The organism is Gaetbulibacter sp. PBL-D1 (assembly GCF_050509525.1).
Taxonomy (GTDB): Bacteria; Bacteroidota; Bacteroidia; order Flavobacteriales; family Flavobacteriaceae; genus Gaetbulibacter_B; species Gaetbulibacter_B jejuensis.
Genome location: NZ_JBNWKB010000003.1, coordinates 122,058 through 141,001, shown reverse-complemented (window position 1 = coordinate 141,001; position 18,944 = coordinate 122,058). Strand labels below are relative to the sequence as shown.

Below are 18,944 nucleotides of genomic sequence, written 5' to 3'. Positions count from 1 at the left end.
ATTTATGATTTAGAAAAATTTATTTGTTTCCAAATAAGCCTCCTAGAAGTCCTCCTAATCCACTTTTCTTTTTGTTTCCTCCAAGAACCATTCCTGCAACATCATCAATTACACTTCCGTCGCCATCAGCATCAAGTATCGATTCTAAAAAGCTTTGTTCTTGTTGTGGAGAGTTTCCTTTAATTAAACCACCTAAAAGTCCTTCAAGTCCAGATTGACTAGATACATTGCTTTGTCTACTTTCTTTACCTAAAACACCCATTAAAATAGGAGCGGCTACTTTAAGTATTTGTGCTACAGAAGCAGCATCCATACCAGATTTAGCTCCTAAGGTATTAGTTACATTTTGTTGCTTGTTTCCAAGTATATGTCCTAAAATTTTGCTTCCATCGTCTAGCACACTAGAGTCAACACCACCACTAAATAATCCACCAAGATTATCTAAGATACTTCCATCGTGTTTAGAGTTGTTTAATGCGCCTAATAATCCTTCAGCTCCTTGAGGAGTAGAAGCATTTCGTTTCATAGCTTGCATTAAAACAGGCAAAGCCATTGTTAATACACTACTTGTTTTGTCTTCTGGTTGATTGGTTTGCCCAGAAACTCCACTAATGATAGTTTTTCCTAGGTCGCTGTTTAATAAGTCTAGTATACCTGACATGATTTTTAATTGTTATTTGGTTAATAAAATGACTATACAATTTACAAAAAAAAGTCCTAATTGTATTAATTAGGACTCACTTTTAATGATTTGGTCACATTATTATTTTAGCAACTCTATAATTTGAGTGGCTAGTTCGGTTCCAATTCTATCTTGTGCTTCGTTTGTTGCAGCTCCTGTATGAGGTGTAAGCGATAACGAAGGATTCATTAATAATTGAATTTCTGGTTTAGGCTCTTTTTCAAAAACATCTAAAGCAGCACTTGCAACTTTACCTGATGTAATGGCTTCTACTAAGGCTACTTCATTAATGACACCACCACGAGCAGCATTAGCTATAATTACGCCATCTTTCATAGTGTCAAACTCGGCTTTGTCAATAACGTAGTCTTTTTGAGCAGGTACATGAAGTGTAATAAAATCTGATTGTTTTAAAACGTCTTCTTTTGAAATGGTTTTGATTTCAAAACTTAATTTTTGACCATCAAAAAACTCTAACTCTAAATCGGTTTTCTCAATAAAAGGGTCAAATGCAAGTACTTTCATGCCAAGTCCTAAAGCTACTTTTGCTGTAGCTTGACCAATTCGTCCAAAACCAATTACACCTATTGTTTTTCCTTTTAATTCAGTTCCTTTAGAATAGTTTTTCTTAAGACCTTTAAAATTACTATCACCTTCTAAAGGCATATCTCTATTAGATTGATGTAAAAATCTTGAAAGACCTAATAAGTGAGCAAAAACAAGTTCAGCAACCGAATGTGAAGAAGCTGCTGGTGTGTTTATAACGTGAATGCCTTTGCTGCGAGCATAGTCAACATCAATATTATCCATACCAACACCACCACGACCAATGATTTTTAAATTTGGACAATTGTCGATAATGTCTTTTCTAACTTTAGTTGCACTACGCACTAAAAGTACATCTATTTGATTGTCGTTTAAATAATTTGCCAATTGCTCTTGAGCAACTGTTGTAGTGTTTACTTCAAAACCTGCATTTTCTAAAGCATCAATACCACTTTGAGAAACACCATCGTTTGCTAATACTTTCATTATTTAAGTTAAAAGTTAAAAGTTATGGACTAAAAGCTGTGAAACAATTAGCTTAAACTTTTAGGGTTAATTATTTTTTATAATTTGAGTAAAACCAACTGCATACTGCAACTGGTTTACTGATTTTTGAATTATGCTTTTCGTTCTAATTCGCTCATAACTTCAACAAGTACAGCAACACTTTCTAACGGAAGTGCATTATACATTGAAGCTCTGTAGCCACCAACACTTCTATGACCATTTAAACCATTAATCCCTGCATCTTTTACCATAGTATCAAATGTTTCTTTAAGGTCTTCGTTTTCAAGAGTAAACGTAGCATTCATGTTTGAACGGTCTGCTTTTGTAGCGAATCCTTTAAAGAGTGGGTTTAGGTCAATTTCAGAATAAATTAACTGTGCTTTTTTCTCGTTTTCTTTTTCAATAGCTTCAATACCTCCTAGGTTTTTTAACCATTCTAGAGTAAGCATTGATGTGTATACTGCAAAAACAGGAGGTGTATTAAACATACTACTTTTATCAATATGCACTTTATAATCCATCATTGAAGGGATTTTACGAGATACTTTCCCTAGTACATCTTCTTTAACAACAACTAGAGTAGTACCTGCTGGACCCATATTTTTTTGAGCTCCTGCATATATAATGTCAAACTTTGAAAAATCTAGTTGACGAGAAAAAATATCACTACTCATGTCACATACCATAGGTATTGGACAATCAGGGAATTCTTTTATCTGTGTTCCAAAAATGGTGTTGTTTGATGTACAGTGAAAATAATCGTAATCAGTTGGGATATCATATCCTTTCGGGATATAGTTATAGTTAGCATCTTTAGAAGATGCTACTTCGTAAATATCGTCATAAATTTGAGCTTCTTTAATGGCTTTAGCACTCCAAGTACCTGTGTTAAGGTAACCAGCTCTTTTTTCTAACATATTAAGCGCAACCATTAAAAACTGAGTACTTGCTCCACCTTGAAGAAATAATGCCTTGTAGCCTTTACCTTCAAGACCTAAAAGTTCAAGAGCTAATGCTCTGGCGTTTTCCATAACGTCTACAAACGCTTTACTACGATGGGATATTTCTATTAGCGATAAACCGTTGTCGTAATCTAAAACTGCTTGAGCAGATTTTTCAATAACTTCTCTTGGTAATACGCAAGGTCCTGCGCTAAAATTGTGTCTTTTCATTCTTGTAAATGTTTAAATGTAGTCTTGACAAAGGTGATAAATTCTATTAAAAAACTCGTTAAATAATCTATAATTTATCAACTATATTTTTAACAAAAATTCAATGGTATCTACATTATCTGCATAATCCCAAAGATTTGGTTTTTGAGTGTTGCCAAAAGCAATTTCAGATTCAAAAATGCCATCGGAAACTATACATTGAATTTTGTCAGAATCTTCAGTTAGCATTTCTTTAAGTGTGTCAATGCTATCATAGTACTCATAAAATACAGTTGCTATTGGCGAAGCGTAGCTTTTATCTTCTTTAATCATTAAAAACCCATTCTCAAGCATATCAAATTCACTCATTAAATACACTGCTTTGTTGTAGTCGTAATTGTTAGCGTATTTAGCTTGATTGATAATAGGGTTCCATTTATACATTGCCTTAAAGAACTTGTCAAAATCATAACCTTTTGGTACAAATAACTTAGAAACACTCCTACAACCCAAGCCATAGTATCTAAAAATATCTTCAGATAAACTATCTAGTTGTTCTTCGGTTTCATTTCCTGTAAGTATAGCAACCGAATTTCTATTTTTTCTAATTATAGAAGGTTTGTCTTTAAAGTAATATTCAAAATAGCGTGCAGTATTATCACTTCCTGTAGCTATTACAGCGTCAAAATTGTTTAGTTTTTCTTCTGTAAAACTAATTTTTCCTTTAAAACCTGGTTCAACATACTCTATATATTTAGCTAAAAAAGGAAGTAAGCTCTTATCGTTTGATGATTGCTTAACTAACACATCATGACCAGACATTAAGACAGATAAAAAATCATGAAAGCCAACTAAAGGAATATTTCCTGCCATTATAATGGCTATTTTTTTAGGATTTACTGTGTTAAAGTTATAGTTCTTAATCCATTCTTTAATGTTTTTTATTTCAAGTGATTTACTCCAACCTTCTAAAGCGAATAAAACATTACTTTCAGTAAACCAACCATTTTGCTCTTCGGAAATTTTAATTTGATGTTTAAAGCCATCAAAAAATAATTCGTTGTGAGGAATAGTGTCTTTTTTTGAGTAACCTTCTGTAGTAAATTGACTTAAAAACTCGCCTAATTTTACGAATGCATTAATTCTTTGTTCTAAATTCATTCTTAGTTTGGTTATGAATTGTTTTGGCTTTATTTTTGTTGTGCAAAGTTAGAAAAATGAAAGTGAACCTGAGTTTTATTTTATGGATTAAATAAAATTCAAAAATCCAAGAATAACCTATGGCAATAATTATAACAGACGAATGCATAAACTGTGGTGCTTGCGAACCAGAATGCCCAAATACAGCAATTTATGAAGGTGCTGACGATTGGAGATATAATGATGGAACTAGTTTATCTGGTTCGGTAGTGTTACCAAACGGAAAGCAAGTAGATGCTGATGAGGCACAAGAACCTATTAGTGATGAAATTTATTATATAGTTCCTGATAAATGTACTGAGTGTAAAGGGTTTCATGAAGAGCCACAATGCGCAGCAGTATGTCCTGTGGATTGTTGTGTGCCTGATGACGACCATGTTGAAACAGATGAAGAGTTGTTAGGAAAACAAGCATTTATGCATCCTGAGGATTAAAAAAACATTTTTAAGTATTAAAATTTAAAAAACCTCAAGTTTAACTTGGGGTTTTTTGTTAGCTATATCTTATTTTAGTAAAAAAAATATAATGCGTTATATAAGTGTAATTTGTGTTTTGGTTCTTTTTTTGTTTTCGTGTAATGAAACAAAAAATAATGTAGATGATTTGCCTCAGTCGGTAAATTGGAACGAAAGAAAAGCAACAACGGTAAATGATTCATTATTAAAAAATAGTGGAAGCACTTACTTATCAGTCTATTCGCAAATTTATAGTTTAACCGAACATAGAACACATAATCTTACAGCTACAATAAGCATGCGAAATGTGAGTAGAACAGATACAATTTATCTTAAAACGGCAGATTTGTATGATACTCATGGTGATTTGGTGAAAAAACACATTAATTTTCCTGTGTTTTTAAAACCGTTGGAAACATTGGAGATTGTAATAAAAGAATCTGACAGAAGTGGAGGCACAGGAGGTAATTTTGTTTTTGATTGGGTAACTCCAATCAATGCTCCTGAACCCTTATTTGAAGCTATAATGATTTCTACTATGGGACAACAAGGCTTGTCGTTTAGCACACAAGGTAAGCGGATTAAATAAAAAAGATTGAAAGCTCCTTAAATGACTAATGAATGAAACAGATTAAAAGTTTTTTAAAACAAATTAAGCCTTTGTATTACTTGGTTAAAGGGAGAAATTTTTTAAACGACTCATTTTATATTGATGGTCAATTAAAAACAAAAAAAGAACAACAAAATGGTCCTTCTAGAACTGTCATTATTAATTACATACTTTCTAAGTTTAACCGTGAAACAGTTTATTTAGAGATTGGTGTTCGTAATCCTAAAACTAATTTTAATAAAATTAATTCTCATGTAAAGTTCGGTGTAGATCCTGGTTATGCTTTTAAAGAAAACCCAGTTGATTTTAAGATGACAAGTGATGAGTTTTTTAATCAGTTAGAACAAGGTAACGTTTTGAGTTCTAATATAAAGTTTGATGTTATATTTATTGATGGCTCTCATTTGGCTGAACAAGTAGATAAAGACATTGAAAATGCTTTAAAATATATAAAAGAAGATGGGTTTATCGTGATGCATGATTGTAATCCACCTACGCAATGGCACGCTCGTGAAGAAATTGATTATACATTTTCTCCAGCAGGAACCAGTTGGAACGGAACTACATGGAAAGCTTTTGTAAAATGGAGGTCTAGCGAAGATGTTACATCATGTTGTATTGATGCAGATTGGGGAATTGGAGTCTTGTCTCCTAATAAATCTGTAGGGAATACTATTAAATTCACTAATGTTTTTTTTGAGTACAATACCTTTTCAAAAGACAGAAAACGAATACTTAACTTAATAGATTTTAACGACTTTAAATCCTTACTTTAGGCTTAGTATTTAGTAGTAATTATTTTGTTGTTGATTATAACTAAATGTCTACCTTTGCACACGCTAAACCAAACACTTGGTTTTATACATTAAATTTAATTGCCAAATAAATTATGAAAGCAGGAATTGTAGGATTGCCAAACGTAGGTAAATCAACGTTGTTCAATTGTTTGTCTAATGCTAAAGCGCAAAGTGCAAACTTTCCGTTTTGTACTATCGAGCCTAACGTAGGAGTGGTAAATGTACCAGACCCAAGACTCGAAAAACTTGAAGAATTAGTAAAACCTGAGCGTGTTATTCCTGCAACTGTTGAGATTGTTGATATTGCTGGTTTAGTTAAAGGAGCAAGTAAAGGAGAAGGTTTAGGAAATCAATTTTTAGCAAACATTAGAGAAACTGATGCAATTCTACATGTGTTACGTTGCTTTGATAATGATAATATTGTACATGTTGATGGAAATGTAAATCCTATAAGAGATAAGGAAACCATTGATATGGAACTTCAGCTTAAAGATTTAGAAACTGTTGAAAAGAAGCTTGACAAAGTTAAGCGTGCTGCAAAAACAGGAAACAAAGAAGCACAAAAAGAAGAAGAGGTTTTAAGTAAGATAAAAGCAGGCTTAGAGTCTGGAGTTTCTGTGAGAGCTGTTGAAGTTTCTGAAGATGATTATTTAGAATTCGTTAAGCCGCTACAATTTATAACAGATAAACCAGTAATGTATGTTTGTAATGTTGATGAAGGTTCTGCTGTTTCAGGTAATGCTTATGTAGAACAAGTAAGAGAAGCTGTAAAAGATGAAAATGCCGAAGTATTGGTGTTAGCTGTAGGTACTGAGGCAGATATTAATGAGCTAGATGATTATGAAGAACGTCAAATGTTTTTACAAGACATAGGTCTAGAAGAACCTGGTTCATCAAAATTAATTAGAGCTGCTTATAAGCTGTTAAGTCTTCAAACGTATTTTACTGCTGGTGTTAAAGAGGTTAGAGCATGGACAGTAAATATTGGAGCAACTGCACCACAAGCTGCTGGAGTAATTCATACCGATTTTGAAAAAGGTTTCATTCGTGCTGAAGTAATCGCTTACAGTGATTACACAAGCTATGGTAGCGAAGCAAAAGTTAAAGAAGCAGGAAAGATGCGAGTTGAAGGTAAAAACTACATTGTAAAAGATGGCGATGTTATGCATTTCCTATTTAATGTATAATGTTACTTTTTTATGTGACTTTGTTAATATGTTGTGTCTAAACTTTAAAAGCAAAGACTAAGTCTTGTGATGTAATAAGTTAGCTCAACATATGCCCTCTGTAAAAACAGAAACTTTAATCAATGCGAATATAAAATTGTGCTTTGATTTAGCTCGAGATGTAGCTATTCATGAACAATCCCTAGACAGAGCCTCATTAAGAGCTGTATCTGGTAAAACTTATGGAATATTAGAATTAGGTGAATGGGTGAGTTGGGAAGAAGAGCACTTTGGATTTCTTCAACATTTAACATTGAAAATTTCAGAACTTGAAAAACCTAATTATTTTGTAGAAGAAATGGTTGAAGGTATTTTTGAGTCCTTTCGTAATGAATTTCACTTTAAAGCTTACGGAGAAAAAACGTTACTTGTAAATGTTCTTAGTTTTGAATTGCCTTATGGATTTTTAGGAAAAATGACTAAGAAGGTAATTATGAGAAATTATACCAAAAGTTTACTTAAAAGTAGGGTTGAATATTTAAAATCAGCTATTGAAGATTCAGCTAAAAAATAGATTTGCTCCTCATTAGCAAATTTTTAACCTCTTAGCCTACGTTATCAACGACATAGGCTTTTTTATTGTTAATTACTTTATGGGTTGTGTATTTCATTTTTTAAAGTGATATATTATATTAGCATCCTATCACTAAATTCACTCAATTCTATGTCAGAACAAACCAATTATACCGAAGATAATATACGCTCACTCGACTGGAAAGAACATATTAGAATGCGTCCAGGAATGTATATTGGTAAACTTGGTGATGGCTCATCTCCAGACGATGGTATTTACATTCTTTTAAAAGAAGTATTAGATAACTCCATTGACGAGTATGTCATGGGAGCAGGAAAAACCATTGAAATTTCCATACAAGGAAACAAGGTTATAGTTCGCGATTACGGACGTGGTATTCCACTAGGTAAAGTTGTAGATGTTGTGTCTAAAATGAATACAGGTGGTAAGTACGATTCTAGAGCGTTTAAAAAATCGGTAGGACTTAATGGTGTTGGTACAAAAGCTGTAAACGCATTATCAAACTATTTTAGAGTAGAATCTACACGTGATGGAAAATCAGCTTCAGCAGAGTTTGAACAAGGAAATCTTACAAACCAAGAAACTTTAGATGATACATCAAGACGAAAAGGAACCAAAGTATCTTTTATTCCTGACGAAACCATATTTAAAAACTATAAGTATAGAAATGAGTATGTAGAAAAAATGCTCAAAAACTATGTGTACTTAAATCCTGGATTAACCATTGTCTTTAATGGAGAAAAGTATTATAGTGAAAATGGTCTTAAAGATTTACTGTCTGAAAACATTAGTGAGACTGATGTGCTATATCCAATAGTGCATCTAAAAGGAGATGATATTGAAATAGCTTTAACTCACAGTAAAACGCAGTATAGCGAGCAATATCATTCTTTTGTTAACGGACAAAATACCACTCAAGGAGGTACGCACTTAGCGGCTTTTAGAGAAGCTTTAGTGAAGACCATCCGTGAGTTTTACGGTAAAAACTATGAAGCTTCAGATATTAGAAAATCTATCGTTGCTGCCATTTCAATAAAAGTAATGGAGCCTGTTTTTGAAAGTCAAACAAAAACAAAATTAGGTTCAACTGATATGGGAGGCGATTTGCCCACTGTAAGAACTTATGTAAATGACTTTATAAAAACATACTTAGATAACTTTTTACATAAAAATCCTGATACTGCTGAGAAAATTCAACGTAAAATTTTACAGGCAGAACGCGAGCGTAAAGAACTTTCAGGAATTAGAAAGCTTGCAAAAGACAGAGCTAAAAAGGCAAGTCTTCACAATAAAAAATTAAGAGACTGTCGTGTTCATTTTGGTGATACCAAAAACGAAAGAAACTTAGAAACTACCTTATTTATTACTGAGGGAGATTCTGCATCGGGAAGTATTACAAAATCTAGAGACGTGAATACTCAAGCGGTTTTCAGCTTAAAAGGAAAGCCTTTAAACTGCTATGGACTAAGTAAGAAAATTGTATACGAAAACGAAGAGTTCAACCTATTACAAGCAGCTTTAAATATTGAAGAGTCGTTAGAAGACTTACGTTATAACAATGTGGTTATTGCTACTGATGCTGATGTTGATGGTATGCATATTAGATTGTTGTTGATTACGTTTTTCCTACAATTTTTCCCAGAAGTTATAAAAGAAGGTCATTTATATATATTACAAACACCTTTATTTAGGGTTCGTAATAAGAAAAAAACCATTTATTGCTATACAGACGAAGAACGTCTAAATGCTATAGAAGAATTAAAGCCAAAACCAGAAATTACACGATTTAAAGGTCTTGGTGAGATTTCACCAGATGAGTTTAAACACTTTATTGGCGAAGATATTCGTTTAGATCCTGTAATGTTAGACAAAGACATGTCTATTGAAGAATTACTGTCGTTTTACATGGGTAAAAACACACCAGACAGACAAGAATTTATCATTAATAACCTTAAAGTTGAGTTAGATATCGTTGAGGAGAGTGTATGAGAACCAACAACTCAAAAGTTAGAAATGTGATAATATCGGTATATTTTATACTGATAGTGCTTGCCATATTTTTTGCAACCGTTTTTAGCGCATTCAAGGATTTAACTAGCAATCCGTTACTTACGTTTGTTATTATAGCTTTAAGTTTTGCGTTTTTGTTCTTTGTGGTGCATAGTATTTCTAAATATTTTGAGTATGATAGTGATGGACTTAAAGTAGTAGTGTCTAATAAAGGTTTATTGCTTTCAGATCATTTTAACTATCGTGAGCATACTATAGAGTTTGAAAAAGAAAATCTCACAGGATATAAGTTTGTGAATTTTATAATTTATAAAGGCTTAATACTTTATATTAAAGATAGAAGAGGGCACACAAAAAAAGAACGTTTTAATGTAACTTTGGTTTCTAAAAAAAAGCGCAAGTATATAAGACAGTCATTGAGTAAAATGATTAAACTAAACCGAAAACAACACTAATTAATGAGCGAAGAAAAAGACGATTTGTTGAATGAACATGATGATAACCAGGAAACAATTACCAGAGTTACTGGTATGTATAAAGACTGGTTTTTGGATTACGCATCGTATGTAATTCTAGAACGTGCTGTACCAGCAATTGAAGATGGTTTTAAACCAGTTCAACGACGTATTATGCACTCTATGAAAGACTTAGACGATGGTCGTTATAACAAAGTGGCTAATATAGTTGGTCATACTATGCAGTACCATCCTCATGGAGATGCAAGTATTGCTGATGCCATGGTACAAATTGGTCAAAAAGATTTACTCATTGATACCCAAGGAAACTGGGGAAATATTCTTACAGGAGATAGTGCTGCAGCATCGCGTTATATTGAAGCACGCTTGTCTAAATTTGCTTTAGATGTGGTGTATAACCCAAAAATTACCGAGTGGCAAGCTAGTTATGACGGTCGTCGTAAAGAGCCTGTAAATCTTCCGGTAATGTTTCCATTATTATTAGCTCAAGGTGGAGAAGGTATTGCAGTTGGACTGTCAACTAAAATTTTACCGCACAACTTTATCGAGTTAATCGATGCTTCTGTTAAACACTTAAAAGGAAAGCGCTTTACAATATATCCAGATTTCCCTACTGCAGGAATCGCTGATTTTACTAACTATAATGATGGAAACAGAGGAGGTAAAGTTCGTGTTAGAGCAAAAATTTCTCAGTTAGATAAAAATACTTTAGTAATTACCGAAATTCCTTTTGGTACAAATACCTCTTCATTAATTGATTCTATCCTTAAGGCGAATGAAAAAGGAAAAATCAAGATTAAAAAGATTGAAGACAATACTGCAGCAGAGGTAGAAATACTTGTGCATTTACCTAACGGAATTTCACCTGATAAAACCATTGATGCACTTTATGCATTTACCAATTGCGAGACCTCAATTTCGCCATTAGGTTGTGTTATTGAAGATAACAAACCATTGTTTATTGGTGTCTCTGAAATGCTACGTCGTTCTACAGACAATACAGTTCAGCTTTTAAAAAGTGAATTAGAAATAAAGCTAGGAGAGTTTGAAGAGCAGTGGCATTTTGCATCTTTAGAGCGTATTTTTATTGAAAACAGAATTTATCGTGATATTGAAGAAGAAGAAACTTGGGAAGGTGTTATAAAAGCTATCGACAAAGGACTTCAGCCACATATTAAGCATCTAAAACGCGCAATTACTGAAGACGATATTGTTAGATTAACCGAAATACGAATTAAGCGTATTTCAAAATTTGATATTGAAAAAGCACAACAAAAAATAGATGCTCTTGAAGAACAAATCGCCGAAGTAAAACACCATTTAGATAACCTTATCGACTATGCTATTGCTTATTTTGAGCGATTGAAAAAAGACTATGGTGAAGGTAAGGAGCGAATGACTGAAATTCGTGTGTTTGATGATGTTGATGCTACAAAAGTTGTAATTAGAAACACAAAACTTTATGTGAATAGAGAAGAAGGTTTTGTAGGTACTTCGCTTAAAAGAGATGAGTATGTGTGCGATTGTAGTGATATTGATGACATTATAGTGTTTACACGAGAAGGTAAAATGATGGTTACCAAAGTGGATTCAAAAACATTTATTGGTAAAGATATCATTCACGTAGCTGTATTTAAGAAAAAGGACAAGCGTACCATCTATAATATGATTTATAGAGATGGAAAAGGAGGTCCAACGTATGTAAAACGTTTTGCCGTAACTTCAATAACTCGAGATAGAGAGTACGATTTAACTAATGGCTCGAAGAGCTCTTTAGTGTATTATTTCTCTGCTAATCCTAATGGCGAAGCAGAAGTGGTAACTGTTTTGTTACGTCAAGTAGGAAGCATTAAAAAACTAAAATGGGATTTGGATTTTGCCGATATACTTATAAAAGGTCGAGCTTCTAAAGGAAATTTAGTTACTAAATACTCTGTAAAACGCATTGAACTTAAAGAAAAAGGAGTCTCAACTTTAAAACCAAGAAAAATTTGGTTTGATGATACTGTACAACGATTAAATGTTGATGGTAGAGGAGAACTGGTTGGTGAGTTTAGAGGAGAAGATCGTATTTTAATCATAACTCAATCTGGTATAGTAAAGACTATTATTCCTGAAATTACCACGCATTTTGATGACGATATGATTGTCATGGAGAAATGGGTGCCTAAAAAACCTATTTCAGCTATATATTATAATGGCGAAAAAGAGTTGTACTATGTCAAGCGCTTTTTAATTGAGAATGAAGGAAAGGAAGAAGTTTTTATTTCGGAACATCCTGAGTCTCGTTTAGAAATTGTTTCAACCGATTGGAAACCTGTTGCCGAAATTGAATTTACTAAAGAAAGAGGTAAAGACCGTAAACCTAATTTAGAAATCAATCTTGAAGAGTTTATTGCTATTAAAGGAATTACAGCTTTAGGGAATCAACTAACAAAAGATAAAGTAAACCAAGTAAGCTTACTTGAGCCATTGCCTTATGAAGCTCCAGAGGAAGTGCCTGCTGATGATATAGAGGTTGTTGACGAAACTGAAGTTAGTAATGATGACAATGCTCCTAAAGCATCAAGCGACAATAAGCAAGAGTCGAATTCATCAAACAGTTCAACTAATAATGACGACAACAATTTTGAAACTGATGAAGAAGGACAAATCACACTGTTTTAAGCTTTAATTAGCTAAGAACAAAATTTACTTGCTCTTGTTTTTTGTAACTCTGTAATTTAAAAATTCTACAAACAGTGAAAATGCTATAGCAAAGTACAAATATCCTTTTGGTATAGCTCCAACAGTTTGTCCAAAAACAGAAGTGTGAGATAAATGCGCAGCTTCAGTAATCAACATAAAACCAATAAGTATTAGAAACGCTAATCCTAATATTTGCATACTTGGATGTGTGTCTATAAATTTTCTAATTGGGTTTGCAAAACCTATCATAATTATTATTGAAATAACTACAGCAATAATCATAAGTACTAAAGCGTAATTGTGGTTTGGGTGTAAACCATTGGTCATTCCTACAGCAGTTAAAATAGAGTCTACCGAAAAGATAAAGTCAATAATCAAAATTTGAGTAATGGCTTGCGATAACGAGGTGATTTTTTTGTGTTTTACATTATTTTCGTCATGGCTTGGAGTTTCAACTTTTTCTCTAATTTCAGAAGTACTTTTATAGATAAGAAAAAGTCCACCAGCAAATAAAATAATAGCTTGCCAACTAATACCAACATGTAGCCAAGAGTTATCTATCGTATAAAAAGGCTCTTTAAGTCCAATTAAAAAGGAAACGAAAAACAACAAAATAATACGTTGTAACATAGCTAGCAGTAAACCAATATTTGTGGCTTTGCTACGTTGGTGTTCAGGCAATTTGTTGGCAGCAATAGATATGAAAACGATATTGTCTATTCCTAAGATGATTTCAAGGAATGTCAATGTTAACAATGCCATTATAGCATCTGGTGTAAGTAAAAACTCTAACATTTTTTAATCGATTTTAGTGGCAACTCCTTTTTCAACGCGATTAGATCTATTTTGCTCTTTTACAGCGTAGGTGTATTCAAACGTATATGAATTGTCAGTTGTATTTAGAATTTTCATATGGATAGCTTTTGCTTCTTGTGTAGACTTAGGGTGTAGTTTTTTTAAAATAAACTCGCAGTCATTTATCCATCGTACAGAAGACGAATCAGCTTTTCCTTCAATAAAATCAATACTATAATCTTCCGTTCTGGTAAACTTTGCAGTTTTCTCGACACCATTGTCGAGATAAGAAAATTCAAAAGTTCCTGTTTTGTAATCACTACAATTACGTTCAGTTTGAAAACAGCTCGAAAACAAGGCTAAAAAGCAAATACAAATAAGTAGTCTCATAAAAGTTAATTGTAATACAAAATTACGAAAAGAAACCTACCAATTTATTTGTTGCTATTATAAAAAGAATGTGAGTAAAACTATTTAACAAAATCTTCAAAAGTACCATCGTCATAAAAAATTACAATTCTATTTATTTTCTTTTCAGATGAATTTGAAGTAGGAGAAGGTGATTGGGTTATTGATTCAATAGTTTTAATTTCGGGTTGAACAATTTTTTGATTTTCGGTAGCAGGAAATTCTCCCTTACCATTCATTAACCAATACAATTCAACTTCGGGATAGGAGTGTAGCACTTTCAAAACAAAATCTAAACTAGGCTTATTTCGTCCTGAAAGTATATGCGAAATACTAGAGCGTTGCACACCAATTTTTTCTGCAAAAGACGATGCACTTTCACCATAAAAATCGATGACTTTTTGTAGTCGGATAATGAATTCTTCGTTGTTTATCATTGTAAACATACAAATTTAAGATTTGGTGTTACAAATGTAACAAATAATATGATATGTAGATTATTATTGTTTCATATTTAATAATTTTATATATATTTTTACTTTAAGTAAAATATATTAAATATCTGATAAATAATATTTTAAATAAATAAATACGCAATTGTTAAAAATTGGATATTTAAATGAAGTGTTCCCAGTTTAAAAATTAAATTTTCTGTTTACAAGTGTATTTATTCCATCAATTTTTTGTGTTTACAATTGTAAATTTACAATTGTATACCTTTGTAGCATTAAAGAAAATCTATGGATATTGAATTGATTAAAAACGCCTATAGTTTTAGTAAGGAAAAGTCATTGCATCATCGATATATTTGTAATGATCATATTGTTTCTTTGCTTAATAATTTACCATCAAATTTTAGAGTTGATGTCATTGGAGAATCGGTTAATGGAGAAGATATTTTTTCTGTTACTGTTGGTAAAGGTGAAAAACGTTTATTGTTATGGTCGCAAATGCACGGTAATGAAAGCACAACTACCAAAGCGCTTTTTGATGTGTTTAACTTCCTTGCATCTAATAATAGTTACGCTAAGGCTATTTTAAATAACTGTACTTTAAAAATCATTCCTATACTTAATCCTGATGGTGCTAGAGCATATACACGAGTTAATGCAAATGAGGTTGACCTAAATAGAGATGCTCAAAACCTTACTCAGCCAGAAAGTTTAGTTCTTAAAACGTGTTTTGAAGACTTTAAACCAGACTATTGCTATAATTTACATGGTCAGCGTACAATTTTTAGTGCAGGAAAGTCCAATAACTCAGCTATAGTATCTTTTTTGTCTCCAGCGCAAGACGAAGCTCGTAGTCTTTCTAAAAATAGAAAAATAGCTATGGAAGTGATTTCGGTTATGAATAATGCGTTGCAACAAGTTATACCTAATAAAGTTGGTATTTATGATGATGCGTTTAATATAAATTGTGTAGGAGACACGTTTCAACATAAAGGTGTGCCTACTATTTTGTTTGAAGCTGGACATTTTCCAAATGATTATGCTAGAGAAGAAACTAGAGCGCTTATCTTTAATTCGCTATTAACATCTTTCAATTATATTACAAATAATAATGTTGAAGGAGAAGGTTATGAGTCTTATTTTGATATTCCAGCAAATGAGAAGCTGTTTTTCGATATTATTATCAGAAATGCAGACGTAAATGGTGAAATTTTGGACATTGCGATTCAATATGAAGAGCGATTGAAAGAAAATTCCATCATTTTTGTGCCGAAAATTCAAAAAATTTCAAAATTAGAAAACTTTTATGCTCACAGGGAAATAAATGCCAACAATAGCAAGGTTTTAGATGCTAAAAATGGTGCTCTAAAAGTGGAAAGCGAAAACGATTTCGTTTTGATAAACAATCAAAAAACTTCATTATATCTTTAAAAAAATCACTTTTCCTTGTATTATCTTCAATAAAAATCTACTATTTTTGCTTTAAATTTAAAGAAAATTAAAAATGGCAAAATTCAAATTAGACGATATAGATCACCAAATTCTAGATATGTTGATCGATAATACAAGAGTTCCTTTTACAGATATTGCAAAAAAATTAGTTATTTCTGCAGGTACTGTACATGTGAGAGTGAAAAAAATGGAGGAAGCTGGTATTATACAAGGTTCGTCTTTGACACTTGACTATAAAAAGCTGGGATATTCTTTTATAGCTTATGTTGGTATATTTTTACAAAACACCTCTCAAACTAAATTTGTTTTAGAGCGTATTAATGAAATACCTTTTGTTACTGTAGCTCATATTACTACAGGAAAATTCAATATTTTCTGTAAAATTAGAGCAAGAAATACTGACCATGCTAAGGATGTCATTTTTAAACTAGACGATATTGAAGGTGTTTATAGAACAGAAACTATGATTTCTCTTGAGGAAAGCATTAACGATAAAAAACGTTTAATGCACACTATTTTTAATGATATGTAACCATCACTAACTAATAAACATAACAAGAAGCCCTTTGCTCTAGAGTAAAGGGTTTATTTTTTGTAGTATTCAAAGGCTTCAATTATAAGCTCGTTGTCCACTAAACAATCAATTTTTGGTGTTCCTATGGCTTCTAGTAGCACAAAATTGATGTTTCCGTGTTCGTTTTTCTTATCGTGTTTTAAGAGCTCAATTATCTCAGGGTAATCATTATCATCAAAATCTACTTGAGCAAATACATTTAAAATCACTTTTTTCACTTCTTCCAAATCTGCTTCAGGGAAATTGAATAGTCTTGAAGAGATATAAGTTTCTAAAATCATACCAATAGCTATAGCTTCACCATGAAGTAAATCGGTTTTATTCGGATTACTTAAAAAGTAAGACTCTATAGCATGACCAAGTGTGTGACCATAATTAAGTGTCTTTCTAACGTTGTTTTCAAAAGGGTCTTTAGTAACAATAGTATTTTTTATAATAACAGATTCGTGGATAAGTGCATCTAAATCGTCAAGGTTGAGTTTTGATAAGTCGGTCATTTTATCCCAATAATTTCTATCGTAGATTAAACCATGCTTTAGCATTTCAGCTAACCCTGATTTTAAATGACTTTGTGGTAAAGTAGAAAGAAAGTTAGTGTCAATTAATACCATATCACCAGAGTCAATAACTCCTATTTGATTTTTTAAGCTCCCTAAGTCAACTCCAGTTTTTCCTCCCACAGAGGCATCTACCATAGCTAAAAGAGAAGTAGGGATGTTTATGTATTTAATTCCGCGTTTAAAGGTACAAGCAACAAATCCGCCTAAATCGGTTACGACACCTCCACCAAGGTTAAGTATTAAGCTTTTTCGGTCTCCACCAAGCTCAGAAAGCGCATTCCAAACACCAACACAAGTCTCAATGGTTTTATGAGTTTCTCCTGGTTCAATTTCAATAATTTCAATAGCAACATCAGTTTCTATACGCGATAAAAACTCAGGTAAGCAATTTGTATTCGTGTTAGAATCGGTAATTATAAAAATTTTAGAAAACCTATTAGAAGCCAAATACTCATTAATGGCAGTGTAACAGTTTGAATTAAAATGAATTGTGCTGTCTTTGGTTGTAATGGAGTTCATAAAATGCATCTATACTTTAAATAGGGTATGAAAATAAGTAGATTTTGATTAAAAATAGAAGATGAATAAATATATTTGCTATTATTTTGTTCAGATAATGATAGATAAAAATTTTTTTGAAAACACTGAGGTTGCTTTTCAGTTAAAAAGTGACTCAGAGTTAGAGCGTGCTTATTTTTTGTTTAAAATGATTTCTCACGAGCCTTTAGTGAGAATAGGAACTGCGGCTACAAACTTTGCGCTAAAAGCACATTTACCTGTTGAAGGTTTAATTAGGTCAACTGTTTTTGATCACTTTTGTGGTGGTGTAAGTGAGGACGATTGTCTTAATGTAATTGATAAGATGTATGAAAAGGGAGTGTGTTCGGTTTTAGATTATTCAGTTGAAGGAAAAGAAGTTGAATCACATTTTGATGATGCTATGGAGAAAACCTTGAAGATTATAAGGTTTTCAGATGAAAAGGATGCGATGCCTATTGCTGTATTTAAACCTACTGGTTTTGGGAGATTTTACTTATATCAGAAAAAAGGAGAAGGAAAAGCGTTTACTAGTGAGGAGCAAGATGAGTGGAATAGAGTAGTGGAACGATTTCATGCCGTATGTAAATTGGCAAAAGAACGCGATGTTGAATTGCTTGTTGATGCTGAAGAGAGTTGGATGCAAGATGCAGCTGATGATCTAATTGAAGAAATGATGTCTATTTACAATAAAGAAAAACCTATTGTTTACAATACACTGCAAACGTATCGTTGGGATAGATTAGATTATTTAAAGAATTTACACACTAGAGCTAAAGAAAAGGGCTTTACAATAGGTGTGAAAATTGTTAGAGGTGCATATATGGAGAAAGAACGTGAGCGTGCTGAAAAGAAAGGTTACGAATCTCCTATCTGTGAAAATAAGCTAGCTACTGACAATTGTTTTAATGATACGCTTACTTATGCTTTAGAGCATTTAAAGGATATTTCGGTTTTTATAGGTACTCATAATGAATACAGTTGTTATCTAGCTATGGACTTGATGGAGCAGCTTAAAATAGAGAAAGAAGATAACAGAGTATGGTTTGGTCAACTTTATGGAATGAGTGATCATATTAGTTTTAATCTGGCTGATAATGGCTATAATGTTGCAAAATATGTCCCATTTGGACCAGTTAAAGATGTAATGCCATATTTGATAAGAAGAGCAGAAGAGAATACATCTGTTGCAGGACAAACGAGTAGGGAACTTAGTTTATTAAAAACAGAAAAGAAGAGAAGAAAGTTATGAAAAAACTCCAATCAATCGATTGGAGTTTTTT

At 32.4% G+C, this 18,944-nt stretch carries 19 protein-coding genes; 11 read left to right on the top strand and 8 right to left on the bottom strand.

The genetic code is table 11. The features are described from left to right. Positions 1–19 precede the first annotated feature (19 nt). From ACQ0RB_RS03765 to ACQ0RB_RS03750, 4 genes are all read right to left on the bottom strand, one after another. Positions 20–661 (bottom strand): DUF937 domain-containing protein, encoded by a 642-nt coding sequence (locus ACQ0RB_RS03765; protein WP_430496580.1) that lies wholly within the window; start codon positions 659–661, stop codon positions 20–22. Between the two features lie 102 nt (positions 662–763). Continuing rightward, positions 764–1,714 carry a D-2-hydroxyacid dehydrogenase gene (locus ACQ0RB_RS03760; RefSeq protein WP_262732744.1) on the bottom strand — a complete coding sequence of 317 codons (951 nt, stop codon included), beginning with the start codon at positions 1,712–1,714 and terminating at the stop codon, positions 764–766. Between the two features lie 131 nt (positions 1,715–1,845). Then, a complete protein-coding gene (serC, locus tag ACQ0RB_RS03755; protein WP_129760143.1) occupies positions 1,846–2,907 on the bottom strand; it encodes a 3-phosphoserine/phosphohydroxythreonine transaminase in 1,062 nt (353 codons plus the stop codon). A gap of 81 nt (positions 2,908–2,988) precedes the next feature. After that, a complete protein-coding gene (locus ACQ0RB_RS03750; protein WP_430496578.1) occupies positions 2,989–4,047 on the bottom strand; it encodes an acyl-CoA reductase in 1,059 nt (352 codons plus the stop codon). A 119-nt stretch (positions 4,048–4,166) separates the two neighbouring features. On the opposite strand from ACQ0RB_RS03750, the gene ACQ0RB_RS03745 reads away from it, so the two are divergent. The 8 genes from ACQ0RB_RS03745 (at position 4,167) to ACQ0RB_RS03710 (ending at position 12,862) form a co-directional block, all read left to right on the top strand. After that, positions 4,167–4,520 (top strand): 4Fe-4S dicluster domain-containing protein, encoded by a 354-nt coding sequence (locus ACQ0RB_RS03745; protein WP_129760141.1) that lies wholly within the window; start codon positions 4,167–4,169, stop codon positions 4,518–4,520. 91 nt (positions 4,521–4,611) lie between these two features. Then, the gene (locus tag ACQ0RB_RS03740; RefSeq protein ID WP_430496576.1) at positions 4,612–5,130 is read left to right on the top strand and encodes a DUF3124 domain-containing protein; all 519 of its coding nucleotides are present in this window, start codon (positions 4,612–4,614) and stop codon (positions 5,128–5,130) included. A gap of 32 nt (positions 5,131–5,162) precedes the next feature. Further along, positions 5,163–5,927, top strand: coding sequence for a class I SAM-dependent methyltransferase (locus ACQ0RB_RS03735; protein WP_430496574.1), 765 nt, complete (start codon positions 5,163–5,165; stop codon positions 5,925–5,927). Between the two features lie 113 nt (positions 5,928–6,040). After that, positions 6,041–7,135 carry a redox-regulated ATPase YchF gene (gene ychF / locus ACQ0RB_RS03730; RefSeq protein ID WP_131506796.1) on the top strand — a complete coding sequence of 365 codons (1,095 nt, stop codon included), beginning with the start codon at positions 6,041–6,043 and terminating at the stop codon, positions 7,133–7,135. A gap of 91 nt (positions 7,136–7,226) precedes the next feature. Next, positions 7,227–7,688, top strand: a complete 462-nt coding sequence (locus ACQ0RB_RS03725; RefSeq protein WP_430496572.1) for an SRPBCC family protein — start codon at positions 7,227–7,229, stop codon at positions 7,686–7,688. A 150-nt stretch (positions 7,689–7,838) separates the two neighbouring features. Further along, positions 7,839–9,698, top strand: a complete 1,860-nt coding sequence (locus ACQ0RB_RS03720) for a DNA topoisomerase IV subunit B (protein WP_335975816.1) — start codon at positions 7,839–7,841, stop codon at positions 9,696–9,698. Next, a complete protein-coding gene (locus tag ACQ0RB_RS03715; protein ID WP_430496570.1) occupies positions 9,695–10,174 on the top strand; it encodes a hypothetical protein in 480 nt (159 codons plus the stop codon). Before ACQ0RB_RS03720 ends, ACQ0RB_RS03715 begins: the two co-directional genes overlap by 4 nt. A gap of 3 nt (positions 10,175–10,177) precedes the next feature. Continuing rightward, entirely contained in the window at positions 10,178–12,862 is a 2,685-nt protein-coding gene (locus ACQ0RB_RS03710; RefSeq protein ID WP_430496568.1) for a DNA gyrase/topoisomerase IV subunit A, read from the top strand. Positions 12,863–12,886: 24 nt separating this feature from the next. On the opposite strand, the gene ACQ0RB_RS03705 is transcribed toward ACQ0RB_RS03710, so the two are convergent. From ACQ0RB_RS03705 to ACQ0RB_RS03695, 3 genes are all read right to left on the bottom strand, one after another. Further along, positions 12,887–13,678 (bottom strand): TerC family protein, encoded by a 792-nt coding sequence (locus tag ACQ0RB_RS03705; protein ID WP_430496566.1) that lies wholly within the window; start codon positions 13,676–13,678, stop codon positions 12,887–12,889. 3 nt (positions 13,679–13,681) lie between these two features. Further along, complete coding sequence (locus tag ACQ0RB_RS03700; protein ID WP_129760132.1) at positions 13,682–14,068, bottom strand: hypothetical protein; 387 nt, start codon at positions 14,066–14,068, stop codon at positions 13,682–13,684. A gap of 80 nt (positions 14,069–14,148) precedes the next feature. Continuing rightward, positions 14,149–14,523 carry a helix-turn-helix domain-containing protein gene (locus tag ACQ0RB_RS03695; RefSeq protein ID WP_430496564.1) on the bottom strand — a complete coding sequence of 125 codons (375 nt, stop codon included), beginning with the start codon at positions 14,521–14,523 and terminating at the stop codon, positions 14,149–14,151. 303 nt (positions 14,524–14,826) lie between these two features. Here ACQ0RB_RS03695 and ACQ0RB_RS03690 point away from each other — a divergent pair, with 303 nt between their 5' ends. Then, complete coding sequence (locus tag ACQ0RB_RS03690; RefSeq protein WP_430496563.1) at positions 14,827–15,969, top strand: M14 family zinc carboxypeptidase; 1,143 nt, start codon at positions 14,827–14,829, stop codon at positions 15,967–15,969. Between the two features lie 73 nt (positions 15,970–16,042). After that, positions 16,043–16,522 (top strand): Lrp/AsnC family transcriptional regulator, encoded by a 480-nt coding sequence (locus tag ACQ0RB_RS03685; RefSeq protein ID WP_131506780.1) that lies wholly within the window; start codon positions 16,043–16,045, stop codon positions 16,520–16,522. A 53-nt stretch (positions 16,523–16,575) separates the two neighbouring features. Here ACQ0RB_RS03685 and aroB read toward each other — a convergent pair whose 3' ends face one another. Then, positions 16,576–17,643, bottom strand: coding sequence for a 3-dehydroquinate synthase (gene aroB / locus ACQ0RB_RS03680; RefSeq protein ID WP_430496561.1), 1,068 nt, complete (start codon positions 17,641–17,643; stop codon positions 16,576–16,578). 97 nt (positions 17,644–17,740) lie between these two features. Here aroB and ACQ0RB_RS03675 point away from each other — a divergent pair, with 97 nt between their 5' ends. Continuing rightward, positions 17,741–18,913, top strand: coding sequence for a proline dehydrogenase family protein (locus tag ACQ0RB_RS03675; RefSeq protein ID WP_430496559.1), 1,173 nt, complete (start codon positions 17,741–17,743; stop codon positions 18,911–18,913). The last annotated feature ends 31 nt before the right edge of the window (positions 18,914–18,944 follow it).